Here is a 13,737-nt window from a genome sequence, read left to right on the forward strand (position 1 = left end):
TCCATGTGGATCGGGCAACGTCGTGATGGTAGTCTTCGTCATGTGGCATATCCTTTTCTCAAATGAGAATTGCGGCGCGTCAACAACGCCATGATATGCCGCCCCTCAGGGGCTATCACCAACTTTCAGCTATATCTCACACGCTTGAGGCCTATTGTGCAGATGAACCGCTTGAGGCACCATCAAACGAAGTAACATTTGAAGTACTCGACAGTGTTATCCAAAACATACCATCGCTGCTAACAGATCTTGAACAGGATTACGGTAAGATAGGAAATTGCGTCTGGGCAGCACAGGCACAGAGTGCAGATTTCGCAAGAGCGTTTATCAATAGCCTAAAAGCCGACTTAGAAGGCGCAGCGTCGACGGACGATTTTGTAAGCGGACTATCGTTGATTTCCTTGGATAGACGCGCCGTTGACTGCTATGCGACTACTGATGCTGATCCGGACGAGAGAATTTGTGAAGCCGCCATTGCCGCCGCCTGGGGCGCACACAAAGTCCCAAATGAAGAACGTGTTCTGTCAGTGATGTCAAACTGGATTTTTGCAAACCAAGTAGAAAGCGCCAGTAAGTGTAGTGTCTGGATCTGCGACGAGGGGTGCCTAGATCAACTACCCCGCATGGAGTCGGAAGAGATGGCGCAACTGATCAGAGCGATGGCGATTTCCGGCCCGTCTACAGCCAGCGATCCGTAGAGCGCTCCCTCTCGGGAGCGCAACAGCTTTGATAGGCCAGCGCGAGTTCTTGCGATGGCGATATTGGGTCCCATTATCATTACCTTTTGACAAGACAGGTACGGCTGCCGAGTTCGCCAATCCCGGCCAGCCGACAATAAAGTTTCTTAATGGTCCAGCATGCACTGTCACAATGGTCATGTTACCGAACGGAATCTTCATACACATTCAATTCGGAGCGTGGTAAGTTGGCCCTATGAGCAAGAGCACCGCACAAAAGAGATCGGCGACCGCAGGACGCTTCGTGACCAAGCCTTTAGGCAAGGGCAAGGCCACCAAATTTGCCAAGGTTGAGGGTGTAACGACCAGTTCGAAATCTGCCAAAACACTTAAGACCTATTCCGATCGCGGCCTCAAGGGTGACGCACTTCGTTCGGCGATTACCGGCTCCTTCACCAACAAAAAAGGGAAATGAGCCGGTACGACGTCACTGAGGATCCCCTCTGTTACCCCGGCACCAACGTTCTGCGGAACAAGGCCGAGCTAACCGATCAGGACGAGCTTGATCAGTTCGAGCAGCTCATGTTCTTGACCAGGTCTGAGGAGCCGCTGCCTGAAGGTGCTCTCGACTATGCGCACTATCGAGCGATCCATCACCACTTCTTCCAAGACGTCTACACGTGGGCAGGACAGCCGAGACAAGTTCGAACCGCTAAAGGTGGGAATTGGTTCTGCTATCCAGAGTACATCGATGCCGAGATGAACCGGATCTTTCGCGAACTCTCTGAAGAAAACCACCTGGCCGATACTAGCAGTCTTCAAGACTTCGCTGAGCACGCAGCCCACCACATCGCTGACATCAACGCCGTCCATCCATTTCGCGAGGGTAATGGGCGTTGCCAACTCATTTTGCTCGATATCCTCATGCAGGTCGCCGGCCTAGAGATGATCGAGGAAAACATAGAGGAGGACGAGTTAATGAACGCCATGATATCAAGCTTCGCCGGGGATGAAGCTCCTCTCGTCAACGCGATCATCAAGATGGTAGGCTGAATCTGACGAAGTCTACAGGCGCATTCCACCATTGTGACCAGCCTACCAACCGCTCTGGCGATGCGCGAAGTAACGATAGCTGGAAATTATCGTGAGGGCCCTGCCCTGCAGTCGAGTCCCCTACTCGGAAGGAAACGATAACCGAGAAATATCATCACTGTCTTTTCTAATCGTGAGCTGACCTTGGTGACGCTTGCGGCTTACGGCTGATCTGAGCCCAACCTGTAAATTCGATCTTTTTTGCTGTGCGCGCACGCAGCACGAAAAACTCTGCACTTGCTTAATGAACGATGCCGCAGGGCAGCGGAGAAACCAGCCTTTCGTACTGGTCGCAGCGAATTTGAGCCAACTGCAACTGGCGTTCGATGCAGCGTGTCTAAAGACCGTTTGATACGAAGAACCCAATGAACGCGATCGCATTCATCGACACATGGCCGATGATTGGCCATCCAATTCTATTGGTCCGCGCCACCAGAAATGCCCAGAACGCGCCCATTGCAAATGTGCCACCAAGTAAAGCCAAAGGGCCGCCCGGATATGTAATCCTGTATGCGAAAACCAAGGGCACATGCCACGCAGCGAATAATCCGACACCAAAAGCCTGGAACCATGGATCGCCCTTACCCTGTTCGAAGAAGGCGCCGCGCCAGGCAAACTCTTCAAGAACGCCGTTCACGGCAGCAAATAAGAGGGCACTCACTACAGCAAGTACAGAAACTTCATCTTCTAAAAGGGCAAAGCTGGATATTGCAATGACGACGATCTGCAGCGCAACGCACCAAGGTATCCATCGGCTGGAACCAACATCCAAGGCATATGCACCGCAGCTTCTTAGGCGCTTCGTGAAATAGAGTGTGATCGGAAGGCAGAATCCCAGCCAATAGACTAAGAAACAGGTCAAAAATCCGGGCAGTGGTCCCATGACCCGTGTAAGCAATGGAACCAACACAGACATCGATACTATGAGACTGCCGACCGACCAGAGTAATTGCCTGCGAGGATTGGAAAACCAATTCAACATGCAGATGTCCCCTTTGCCATGTTAGACCTGCAACGCAAGGACCTGATTGTTTGTTCCGTTTTGGTTTGACACGGCGGCACGGAACCTTCCCGTGTCAAGTTCAGCCGCCATAGCGGAGTCAAATCCCTCGTTGCGCCCATCGTGCCAAATCGCTTCGCCCGGTTTGACAAGAATACCAAGCCCTGAATGCGGGGCCATCGGCGTGATCATCCGCTGCGCCAAGGGAACAGGTAGAATTGCGCCACGGGCACCGTTTAGAGAAAGCAAAATGGCCTGCAAGATCTTCACCAAATCTGTGGCTGTGGCCCAAAGCCCTGCGGCGGCGCTCTCGGGATGTCTTCGATATCCACCTGGGAGAGGCTGACCGTCTGGCAAAGCACCATGAGCAAACGCCCTGCGAGGCACCAGATCAAAGGTCGTCCGATGTGCCCCGATTGGCCCCAGGACCTCTGCCGCAACGTATTGCCCAAAGCTAAAGCCTATGATGTCTTCAATGAGGCATTGAAGCACTGTTGTTCCGCCGCCGCTATAATCAAAACGCTGTAACCACCTGCGGCGCGCCCGCACGGCACCAGAATTCGCTGGAGGGCGACCGGCCAATAAATCGAGCAGATCCGGGATATCGTCGTCGGGCCCATAGCCTTCGAAACCTTGAATTGTGGTGCCGGCAATATGAGACAGCAATTCGGCGATGGTCGCTCTGTCACCTCTTGGGCCTGGCAATTGCCACCGCTGCAGATACTGGTTTGCCGGGCGATCAAGCACGAGGTGCCCGTCGCGGACCAGTGTCAGAACAGCCAGCCCGGTCACTGTTTTTGAGCATGAGGCCACTTGGAACAACGTTCTTGAGCTAACTGGCATCCCGGGTGCGGCCATACCGCCATGGATTTCTGCTATGCCATCAACTGAGGTCTCGGCGACTTGATATCCGGGTGTGTCGCCCGCTGAGAGCTGTGATAACGACATACTGGGGAATGAGGAAACGAGCGCGGCAGTGCCTGCGACCGTAAAGGTTCTTCTATTCATCGCGATTGCTTTCTTCCCAATGCGGACTTAGCTCTCGGAGCAGGTGAGGCCCCGGATGCCAGTCATTGGATAAGCTCAGATGAGTTGGGGGTCGCCCATCCCTGTAGGGTTAGACAATTGTGGGACGCGAAAGGTAGCTCAGTGTACATCGCTTTTTTGCGGGGTCTCGCCCAATCTGACCACCCTCGACGTTCGAAAGATCGAGCAGACGGGAAATCCGCGCCTGGCGCGCGAAGAACGCAGAAACCTCATCATCCTGAACCGTTCTAGTGGCTCTGTTTCAGGACGAGGCCGCTCGCCGAAAATGCCTCATTGCCGATCAACTTTCCTTTGCGCCGCTCGGTGACCCGAAACCCTTCCGAGACATAGAGCGCCTGTGCGGGTAAGTTGCCTTCCAGCAAATCGATCTGCATATCCCCATTACCCAATGCCACAGCGTGCCGCAGCAATGCGCGACCTACACCGCACCGGTGAAAGGCGGGGTCGACATAGAGCCAGGTCAGTTCGGTTTGACTAAAGGCGGCGAAACCCGTGACGACACCATCCAACTCCGCAACTGTAAGGTGGTCATCGAACAGGCCTTCGCTGTCATATGTGTCTTCAAGTGATCGGAACGCATCCACCCCCACACAGAGCGCCAGTTCGTCCCGCCTAGCGGCATCGTGGATGGCGCATAAGCGTGGCCAGTCCGCTTCAGCATAAGGTCGGATTTCTATTCCTATGACAATATCTGTCACTTTGGCCCTCCGGAGATCGGTCTTGCTACACTGAACGATTGAGACTTCGATTTGGCGTTTTTGTAGGCGGTCGGCGTCATGCCGGTGGCGCGCTTGAACGCCGAATAAAATGAAGAGCGGGAATTGAAGCCGACCTCGTAGGCGATTGCCAAGACGGTTGTCTCCCCTGCTTCTACAAGGGGAATGGCTTCCTTGACCCGCCAGCCATTCACAAACTCAAAGAACGATTGACCGAGATTTTCATTCAAAGTCTGAGAGACGTAATTGAGCGACACTCCAACATGCGCCGACAAGGTGCTAAGCGTCAGATTGGTATCTCGGTACAGACGGTCCTGTTGCATCGCGCGCTGCAACTTTCGGGCAATGCGTTCCGATTGGGCGGCACCAAGGGCACTCTTTTCATATTTTTTTCCTGGCTGGTCTGTGGCCTCGTCCAATGTCTTGGTGGCGTGTTCCAATTCTGGGGACGGGCGTAAGCCCCATAGCGCCAGCGCCGCCACGATGATCAGAACCAAAAAGCTGTCAGGCAGAGGGCCGATGGGGTCTTGCCCGCCCAAAAGGATCAGGATTTCCCCAGCCATGGTTTGCAGGATGTAGGAGCCCATTGCAAATGCGAGGATCGCCACCCAGCGCAATTCCAATCCTTCCGTGCTGGCAAAGTGCTGTTTCAGGTGCGCGATATGCTGAGCTTGGGTCCTTGCGATCCAGATGACATAGCCCGCCCATTGCAGCACAAGTGCGACAGTCAGAAGCGTGAAACCGTAGTGCAGGAATGCCAAACCGAACAAGGGCGCTTCAGTCGAGCTGTCAGAGTACCATGCTTCTCGTGTGACCTCGGGAAGGGTCATGACCACAACCGAAAAAACCAGGACCACTATAGGCAGGAAAAAATGTCGAACCATCGACGCACCGTCCCCAGGGCGCTCCCGTGTTCCTGTTAGCTCTCGCACATACAACAAGAACAGCGGCATCAGGCAGAAATTGGCAACAAAACTCATTAGTTCAGTCCCATCCCGGATGATCTGTGGCATTTCAAGGGTTAATGCGAACGCCAAGCTGTCGATCTCGCTTATCGCGAATGCTGCGAAAAACATGGCCAACGTTGCGCGCGGCGGGACACTCCATCTCTGAGACCAGCTTACCAGCGCAGCAAGGACCGTAACGGCAAAGGTGGTCGCTACTGTTGCAACAAGAAGAATATCAGGATCAAAGGTCATTGGTTAATATAACCCAAGTAGCTGCGACGAACTTGCCTCAACGCCTATCGCGAAGCCCATTCCGTCTCAACGGTTTCAGCGCTCGATTGTGTCCGCGCCGTTCGGGCCGGACATCGAACTTGGTCATTCGGACGACGGTTCGGCCAAAAAATGTCATCTGCAAGTGAATGGGCGCTAACCCCGAAACCTACGATAAGGATGATTTCCGATGTCATACACCATCTTGCCCACCTGTGACACTCTGGATAGGGCAAATGCCCCGGCGTCTGCGCTAGCGCGGTTCGATACGGTTTGGCTTCACGGCGCTGGACTGGCGGGCGACACTTGGCGTCCGATCACAACAGGGTACCCCCGCGCATTGACGCCTGACCTGCCCGGGCACGGGACCACAGCATTGGTCATGCCGCCGCGCGTCGAAACATATGCCGACGCGCTGTCTGAGCTGGTGCCGCAGGGTGCCGTGTTAATTGGCCATTCGCTAGGCGGCATGGTAGCGTTGGAACTTGCGGCCCGGCTGCAGGATCGGATCAAGGCACTCATCCTGATCGAAACCGTTCCGACGGTGCGTGACCGTCTTACGGGGCGGATATCAGCAAGCCTTGCGTCCAAGCTTTTCCGGTCTATCCCGACGTCATGGCTGGCTTGGCTTTCCGGCCTTGGTGAGAGCCCAACGACCCGCGCAGAGCTTCAACACCAGATGGCGCGAACAGACCGTGCGCGCATCGCTGCGGCCCTGGAAGCCTCAGCACGTTATGATGGGCGTCCGCGTCTGGCTCAAATCACTGTCCCAACACTTCTGATCGTTGGAAAGAAAAACACGGCCACCCATCACGGTACTGCGCTCATGGCCGAGCGCATCCGCGAGGCTAAGCTATTGAGATTGCCTGGCGGGCATATGTTGCACACCGACAATCCAGTTCAGTTGCGGCGAAGCATAGAGGATTTTCTGTGCCGATCCGTGCCTGACTAGACTGGCCCTTACCACTTCAGAGTCATTGGCAGGTTCAAGAGCCGGGGTCGTGAACAACGCTCTGCAAAGAGGCATGCCGTTGTCCGAGCGTTTTGAACGCTACACGGCAATTGCACCCACCAACGATGAGCTAAACCCGACTCTTGCCAGAACCCAAAGATGGTTTTGCCCTATCGACGAGGACAATTTGACAAGGCATCTTGCAGTTCACCGACCTCTTTGCCGATAGGATCAGACGACAGGCTCCAGCCAATACCTCACATGTCATGCGTTCAAACCACGCACAGAGGTAACCAATGGTCCTTCGAGAAGAATTCTATTTCCGACCCAGCACTGGCATGGCCTTGCTTATCGTCCTGATGGTTCTGGGTGGCTGCTCAACATCCAAGCCTCACGTATACGATCCCATCCATGAGATCGAGTATCGCTATAGCACCACAGGCCCCTACCCGGTGACAAGGATTGCGATTCCATCCGTTTTTAATCAACCGGGCGGAACCGCATATCTTCCAGACGAGCACCATGGTCAGGCACCGCTCGTCATCTGGCAAAATGGAACCGGTGAACCCATCAACACTTATGATGCCATTGCACGGCACCTCGCCTCGTGGGGGATGGTCGTCATTGGAAGCAACGATCGCCAAATGGGATCAGGTCAGCGGGCGATCGAGTTGCTGAAGGATGCGCAGCTTTGGTCTGCTACACCCGACAATCCCTTTTTCGGCCGTATCTCAGCCAACAAGTTTGCGTTTGTTGGATCGTCACAGGGTGCTGTCAGCTCAATCAATGCGCATACTCAGTTCACTGAGGGGCGCGGGGCGGCAGCCTTGGCGATCCACGGCACTCCCTCACAAGAGGCGATCGATTTCTTTGGTTTGAGCCTCAGCTATGACGCCAGCACAGTCACCGCGCCCATTCTGATTTTGACCGGAACCGAGGACGAATTCATCTCTCCGGTTCGGTTGAACCAAGCGATCTTCAACTCCCTAGCTGGCCCTGGTCTGCGGGTGTTGGCCGTTGCAGACGGCGCGGATCATATCGAGTTGGCAGATGATGCCGGGCGCTTCCGGGGCTATTTGACCGCATGGTTGGCTTACCATCTTCTGGGTCATCCCGAGGCCGCACAAGCGTTCATTGGTCGTGCTGAAATTGTTTCAAACTCAACATGGAGTCTGACCGATGTGTCGCGATAGTGCGTGCGCCCGCTGCATACGCAGCCCGCGGACGGGTCAAGGGTTGCGAGCTCACTTTCCTTCATGGTTTCACCAACTGCTGACGCTCGGCATCAGTCTGCTCCCGATGGACAATTCATCAGGCAGGCCGCGTGTGTTGCGCTTTTGGAGGGACCTAACGCCAAATCAATCAAAACGACTGTTGGAGACTAAAATGAGGTTCCTTATGCTTATGATCTGCCTGTGTTCGGGTCCAAATGCGGGGGCTGCAAACGCAGCACCCTCCATTGACGGCGTTTGGCAATCGGATGGATATGGCTTTCTCTTGGAAATTCAAGGTGAGAGCGCTCGCTTGTTCAGCATCGGTGACGATTTCTGTATCGCCGAGACTGATGCGCTGGTTCCAATGGGGGATCTATTGCCTGGGGTTGAGTTCCAGACTTCGAGTGGTGGTCAATGGCTGACCATTCGGTCCTCGGTGGAGCCACATCGGATCAGTGCGCACCGACGGCTATCATTGCCGCCGCGCTGCGCAACACAAACGCCGGTGGATGCGGTCGCGGTCTTCGACGCGTTTGTAGGCTTTTTTGACCACAGCTATCCCTTCTTCTCACTCCACAACGTCGATTGGCCAACCCACGTCGCGGAGGCACGACAGCGAGTCCATGTCACCATGAGCGACCATGCGCTGTTTGACGAATTGAGTGGACTGATCGCACCAATCCGGGATGGGCATGTTGCTTTGATCGCCGAAATCGACGGCACTGGGCACGTATCTTCACCGGGACGGGCCCGAATTCTGCAGAACCTGCGACAAAACGCGCTAGCTGCGGGAGAAGATCCAGTTGCAGCCACACGTGCATTTCGGGAGGAGTTTTGGTACAAAAGTGTTCAGGCAGACATCCTTGACGACAAAGGTCACATCGTTGGGAACGACCTTATTCAATATGGCATGCTCACGGAGGAGATTGGCTACCTCGCTCTCGCTGCTCTCGACGGATTTGGGCCGGACGAGGCAACCCCCGAAGAAAACCTAAGGTCGACGCGTACTCTGCTCGATGAGGTCATGATTTATTTCGCCGCGCGCGGGGCGCATTCGATTGTCCTTGATCTAAGCCTGAACTTTGGCGGCAGCGACTACATCGCCCGAGAGGTGGCAAGCCGGTTTCTACATCAGACTACGTTCGCGTACACGAAATTCGCGGGGGACGCGGATACCCCCATCTTGACGCGCGTTTCAATCGCGCCAAGTACAGGTGTTCGATTTGAAGGTGATGTCGCGCTTCTGACCAGCAATGTGACGGTCAGCGCTGCTGAGGTCCTAACACTTGCACTCAGAACGCAACACCATGTCTCACATTTTGGCGAGGCGACACGCGGTGCCTTCTCAGACGCGTTGTCGCGCAGCCTTCCCAATGGATGGCAACTCAACATGTCGAACGAGATCTACCTCGACCCTGAGGAACGTCATTGGGAAGCCGTCGGCATTCGCCCAGACGTTGAACGACCCGTTTTTCAGGTTACGAACCCAATCGAGAGCCACAAACAAGCGATCCAACTGCTCCTGCAAGACGCATCTTGGTTGAAAGGTTCATGGCACTAAGGCGTAACAGTTCCGGGTTTCAATCACTTGGTCTTTCTTTATCGAGATGTCTGAGCAGATGGACATTCAGTCTGCTCATCGCCGTCTCGCTAGCCCTTGTGCTTTGGTGGGCATCACACGATGTGGCGCGCATTGTGTCCGTGAGTGTGACGGAGCCCGGCGCTTTGCAAACAAGTGAATCGTTCAGCAGATCAAGCATCTTCTGGCCCAAGTATCATGATGACGGCGCGGCGGTCACCGCGGTTGCGGTCGGGCCAGAAGGCAGCGTCTACGTCCTGCACCGCACAGATCGTGCCTTTAGCGGTGACGCAGCCCTTATAGCTGAACCTGTGATAGTCCGGTTGGATGCTGACACAGGTGACGTCTTGGCAAGTTTCGGCGCCTCAATGTTCGCCAGCCCCCATGGCATGTCGGTTTCTCGCGACGGAACGATCTGGGTAGCTGATACAACCCTCAACACCATCACGCACCTTGATCAGCGCGGTAATCTGATCCGGCGTTACGGCGACCAATATCCATTCTATCTCGAACCATTGCTGCGTCTGCGGAACGTCTTTCCGCGGTTGCCCATTCCGATGACCGACACCACTTTCGCAAGGCCCACGGATGTTACCCCGCTGGCCAATGGCGCATTTGCAGTTACAGACGGATATCGCAACTCAAGATTGGCCGTGTTTGATCAGGACGGAAACCTTGTTTGGCAAGTTAACCGCCATGGCTCTGACCTCGGTGAATTCCACCTGCCTCACGGAATTGGGTCAGATGATCAGGGCCGCGTTTACGTGGCTGACCGTCGCAACGCCCGGGTGCAAGTTTTTGATGCCGATGGCAGCCTATCAGATGTAATCGAGGGCAGTCAGATCGGGCGTCCATTTGGTGTAGAGATCGGTCAAGATGGCTGCATCTATGTCGCCGACGGCGGCGATGGGCTCGATGTCGCGGGGGAACAGGTTCAACAAGGGACCCGTGCTGGGTTCGCCGTTCTTGGCGACGATGGCCAGCCGAAACTGCATTCGGACGCTGCCAATTTCGGACAACCCCAGTTTTGGCTGCCGCACGACATTGCCGTCGGGCGCGATGGACGGGTCTACATAGCTGATACTTATGCCAAGCGTGTTGTCGTCGTCGACATCTCCACCGTCTGCCATGATGAAGCAAAATAGCGAGGTTTGGGTGCCATCAGCCTAATTTTTCCATGCCAAATGTACTGGCCGATAGGTCGAGACGACACGGCAAAGCTAAATCGGATGCATGCAGGTGAAGAACGTCGCAAATCGAGAAGCTGGGAGCCCCTATGCCAAGAATAAAGATACCTACGCCCGGCAGGTTTTTGATCAGCCGTGCCGCCGCAATCTGCGGAATGATTGCGCTGCAAAGCCAAGCACCAACAGCCGCGCTTGGTGCTGAGAACAGCGAAGGCGATGACTCTATTCAAGATTTCCTTTTTCTTGGTGGGGCTGCTGTAACAGACTATATTAACATCGTTCAGCGGCCAGACATTGAAGGCATTCAGGTCGTTTACAGCTGGCGACAGTTGGAGCCCGAAAAAGGGCGCTACGACTTCTCCAAGATTGAACGCGACCTCGCGATCGCTGAGGCCGAAGGCAAATTGTTTTTCTTACAACTTCAAGATCGGTTTTTCTTGCCAACCGCCAGGAACGTACCCGACTATCTGATGACCGAACCGATATATGAAGGCGGGATCATTCAGCAACGCGACAACGCTGGCGAAGGCGAACCCGAAGGGTCTGGCTGGGTCAGCCGTCAGTGGCTCCCTTCGGTTCGAGAACGTCATCAGGTTCTGGTCACTGCTCTCGCGGAGGCTTTCGATGGCAGGATCTACGGGCTAAATCTACCGGAAACCGCGATAGAGCTCGGCGAAACACCACAATCGCACACGTTCTCCTGTGATGGCTATTTCGAAGGTCAGATGGAGAACTTGGCCCATGCCCGTGCAGCCTTCGAAACGACGCTCATCGTGCAATACGTCAATTTCTGGCCCTGTGAATGGAACAACGATCAAGGCTACATGTCCCGCATCTTCGAATTTGCCGCCGCGAATGACATCGGTCTTGGGGGCCCAGACATCATTCCGCATCGGAGGGGGCAAATGAAGAATTCGTACCCGTTCTTCAATCAGTACAAGACCCAGCTATCTGTGATTGCCATGGGCGTTCAGCAGCCAACTCTCACATATGAAAATCCCAAAACTGGCAAGGCATTCACCGAAGAAGACTTTCGCAACTTCGCGACCGACTACCTTGGCGTCGACATCATATTCTGGACTGTGGAGGCCCCATGGCTCAGGCCCTAAAAAAAAGATGAGGAAGAAAAACGTGCTTTCGAGAAGTTTTAAGAACGTGCTTGGTGGAACGGTGATCATCGCCCTGATTTGAGTCAGTGATGTTTGGGCAAAAGAAATCGTCATCACGATTGATGACGCGCCAACCGGGGTCAGCCTCATGTTAACTGGCGATGCTAGGACTGATTTGATAATCTCTGGCCTCGCCGCATTAAACGTGTCCTAAGCAATGTTCTTTGTGAAGACCAACAACATAAATGACGAAGCAGAAATAGCGCGATTGCGCGCCTATTTGGACGCCGGTCACGTCTTGGCGAACAACACCCATACCCACCCTTGGCTGCGCGACACAAAGGTAGAATCATATCTGGCTGACATAGACCAAGCACAGGACGTTTTGTCGAACCTGCAACTTGTGTCTGCACCTTACTTCCGGTTCCCATATCTTGATGAAGGCTCAAACCGAGATAAGCGGTTGGCTGTTGTGGAAGGGCTTGAGTCACGGGGACTACAAAACGGCTATGTAACCGTCGATACTTATGATTGGTACATGCAGGCGTTGTTGGAAGAGGCTTTGGCATCAGACCAAGACATCGACACGAATTGCTTGAGTAAGGTCCATGTCGATGTGCTGATGGAGGGCATCGCGTTTTACGACGATCTCGCGCATTGAGTGCTCGGCCGCTCACCCAAACATGTACTGCTGCTCCACGAAAACGACTTGACCTCAATGTTTCTTCCGACCCTTGTGTCTGCTCTGCGCAAGGAGGGCTGGGATGTTATTCCAGTGCAATCAGCTTATACTGATACTATTTCACAGATCGTGTCGGATACGAATTTCAACGGCCAGGGTCGTATTGCTGCAATTGCCCACGTTGATGGAATAAAGCCTGCTGAGCTTGTCGCCCCTATGGAAGAAGAAACCCTGTTGCGGCAGATATTTTCGACCAACGGCCTCTTGCCGGATGATTCGCCAAGGAACAGCCCAAGGGTAGGCCGATGTGACGCAAACGTTCTGTCACTTGGCACTTAATTCTGAGACTGTGCCTTCAATGATTTCAGGTGGTTGCACGGGCACCTAATTTGAGACTGGGCACTTAATTTGAGATCTGAGCTTGTAGCTAGCCACTTTATTTGAGACTGTCGCTCCGAAGCTCATTCGGTGCCGAATTACCATGACCGATCCCCTTGCCGACGAAATTGACGAGGACCTCTGGACCGAGGCGTCCGGTCGTGCCGATGCACTCCGCGGATTCCTAAAGGACAATCCCGGGCAGACATCGGCCGCCGACATTGCACGCCTTGCTGACGAGCTGGGTCTCAGCCGAGCCTCCATTTTTCGGCTGATCAAGCTGTTTCGGAAGGGCGGGACTGTAACGTCGTTGGTAGAGCGTAAGCGGGGGCGACCTGTCGGTCATCGGACGCTGGACGCAGCACGAGAAGAGATACTCCAAGCGGCGATCAACAAACACTACCTCAAGAGAACTCGGCCATCGATTTCGCAACTGGTTCGTGATGTGCAAGCGGATTGCCATGCGGCGGGCCTGAAGCCGCCGCATCGGCGCACGATCGTGGCGCGGATCGAGGATGTCGATCTTCGCAAACGCGCCCGGCTTCGGGGTGAGCGCAAGACCGAGAAGGCGGTCACCGCCGTTCCCGGAACATTCAGCCCTGCCCGGCCGCTTGAGGTGGTGCAGATCGACCATACGAGAGCGGACGTCTTTGTCGTCGACGAGGAAACGCGTGAGCCGGTGGGACGCCCGTGGCTGACTCTGGCGATGGATGTCTACTCTCGCATGGTGACAGGGTTCTATCTCACCCTGGACGCCCCGTCTCGCCTGTCGACAAGCCTGTGCCTGCTACACTCAGTCTTCGACAAGACGGCCTGGCTCAAAGAGCGCGACATTGTGGAGCCGTGGCCCGTCGCGGGTCTCCCTGACAAGGTTCACGTCGACAACG

15 protein-coding genes are annotated in these 13,737 nt (G+C 54.7%); 11 read left to right on the plus strand and 4 right to left on the minus strand.

Annotated elements, in window-relative coordinates; translation table 11 throughout:
• Window positions 1-62: 62 nt before the first annotated feature.
• The 3 genes from ACFWW2_RS05350 (at window position 63) to ACFWW2_RS05360 (ending at window position 1,730) form a co-directional block, all read left to right on the plus strand.
• Entirely contained in the window at window positions 63-698 is a 636-nt protein-coding gene (locus ACFWW2_RS05350; protein WP_393926715.1) for a hypothetical protein, read from the plus strand.
• A gap of 235 nt (window positions 699-933) precedes the next feature.
• Window positions 934-1,152, plus strand: coding sequence for a hypothetical protein (locus tag ACFWW2_RS05355; RefSeq protein ID WP_299775149.1), 219 nt, complete (start codon window positions 934-936; stop codon window positions 1,150-1,152).
• On the plus strand, window positions 1,149-1,730 hold the full coding sequence (locus ACFWW2_RS05360; protein ID WP_393926717.1) for a Fic/DOC family protein: 582 nt from the start codon (window positions 1,149-1,151) through the stop codon (window positions 1,728-1,730). Before ACFWW2_RS05355 ends, ACFWW2_RS05360 begins: the two co-directional genes overlap by 4 nt.
• A 376-nt stretch (window positions 1,731-2,106) precedes the next feature.
• On the opposite strand, the gene ACFWW2_RS05365 is transcribed toward ACFWW2_RS05360, so the two are convergent.
• The 4 genes from ACFWW2_RS05365 to ACFWW2_RS05380 form a co-directional block, all read right to left on the minus strand.
• Window positions 2,107-2,652 carry a type II CAAX prenyl endopeptidase Rce1 family protein gene (locus tag ACFWW2_RS05365; protein WP_393926719.1) on the minus strand — a complete coding sequence of 182 codons (546 nt, stop codon included), beginning with the start codon at window positions 2,650-2,652 and terminating at the stop codon, window positions 2,107-2,109.
• A 120-nt stretch (window positions 2,653-2,772) separates the two neighbouring features.
• Entirely contained in the window at window positions 2,773-3,777 is a 1,005-nt protein-coding gene (locus ACFWW2_RS05370) for a serine hydrolase domain-containing protein (RefSeq protein WP_393926721.1), read from the minus strand.
• Window positions 3,778-4,043: 266 nt separating this feature from the next.
• Window positions 4,044-4,514: a GNAT family N-acetyltransferase gene (locus tag ACFWW2_RS05375; protein WP_393926723.1), complete on the minus strand. Its 471-nt coding sequence runs from the start codon at window positions 4,512-4,514 to the stop codon at window positions 4,044-4,046.
• Window positions 4,511-5,731 (minus strand): helix-turn-helix domain-containing protein, encoded by a 1,221-nt coding sequence (locus ACFWW2_RS05380; RefSeq protein ID WP_393926725.1) that lies wholly within the window; start codon window positions 5,729-5,731, stop codon window positions 4,511-4,513. Before ACFWW2_RS05380 ends, ACFWW2_RS05375 begins: the two co-directional genes overlap by 4 nt.
• A 208-nt stretch (window positions 5,732-5,939) precedes the next feature.
• Here ACFWW2_RS05380 and ACFWW2_RS05385 point away from each other — a divergent pair, with 208 nt between their 5' ends.
• From ACFWW2_RS05385 to ACFWW2_RS05420, 8 genes are all read left to right on the plus strand, one after another.
• On the plus strand, window positions 5,940-6,701 hold the full coding sequence (locus ACFWW2_RS05385) for an alpha/beta fold hydrolase (protein ID WP_393926727.1): 762 nt from the start codon (window positions 5,940-5,942) through the stop codon (window positions 6,699-6,701).
• 338 nt (window positions 6,702-7,039) lie between these two features.
• The gene (locus tag ACFWW2_RS05390; protein ID WP_393926728.1) at window positions 7,040-7,894 is read left to right on the plus strand and encodes an alpha/beta hydrolase family protein; all 855 of its coding nucleotides are present in this window, start codon (window positions 7,040-7,042) and stop codon (window positions 7,892-7,894) included.
• Between the two features lie 205 nt (window positions 7,895-8,099).
• Complete coding sequence (locus ACFWW2_RS05395) at window positions 8,100-9,476, plus strand: S41 family peptidase (RefSeq protein WP_393926730.1); 1,377 nt, start codon at window positions 8,100-8,102, stop codon at window positions 9,474-9,476.
• Window positions 9,477-9,640: 164 nt separating this feature from the next.
• Entirely contained in the window at window positions 9,641-10,639 is a 999-nt protein-coding gene (locus ACFWW2_RS05400; protein ID WP_393926732.1) for a peptidyl-alpha-hydroxyglycine alpha-amidating lyase family protein, read from the plus strand.
• A gap of 197 nt (window positions 10,640-10,836) precedes the next feature.
• The gene (locus ACFWW2_RS05405; RefSeq protein WP_393926733.1) at window positions 10,837-11,790 is read left to right on the plus strand and encodes a hypothetical protein; all 954 of its coding nucleotides are present in this window, start codon (window positions 10,837-10,839) and stop codon (window positions 11,788-11,790) included.
• A 226-nt stretch (window positions 11,791-12,016) separates the two neighbouring features.
• The gene (locus ACFWW2_RS05410) at window positions 12,017-12,451 is read left to right on the plus strand and encodes a polysaccharide deacetylase family protein (protein WP_393926735.1); all 435 of its coding nucleotides are present in this window, start codon (window positions 12,017-12,019) and stop codon (window positions 12,449-12,451) included.
• A 57-nt stretch (window positions 12,452-12,508) separates the two neighbouring features.
• Entirely contained in the window at window positions 12,509-12,811 is a 303-nt protein-coding gene (locus ACFWW2_RS05415; protein ID WP_393926737.1) for a hypothetical protein, read from the plus strand.
• Window positions 12,812-12,953: 142 nt separating this feature from the next.
• Window positions 12,954-13,737: helix-turn-helix domain-containing protein (locus tag ACFWW2_RS05420; RefSeq protein ID WP_393926739.1), on the plus strand; the 784-nt coding region annotated here is incomplete at its 3' end.

It is taken from the genome of Yoonia sp. R2-816, assembly GCF_046762905.1.
Taxonomy (GTDB): domain Bacteria; phylum Pseudomonadota; class Alphaproteobacteria; order Rhodobacterales; family Rhodobacteraceae; genus Yoonia.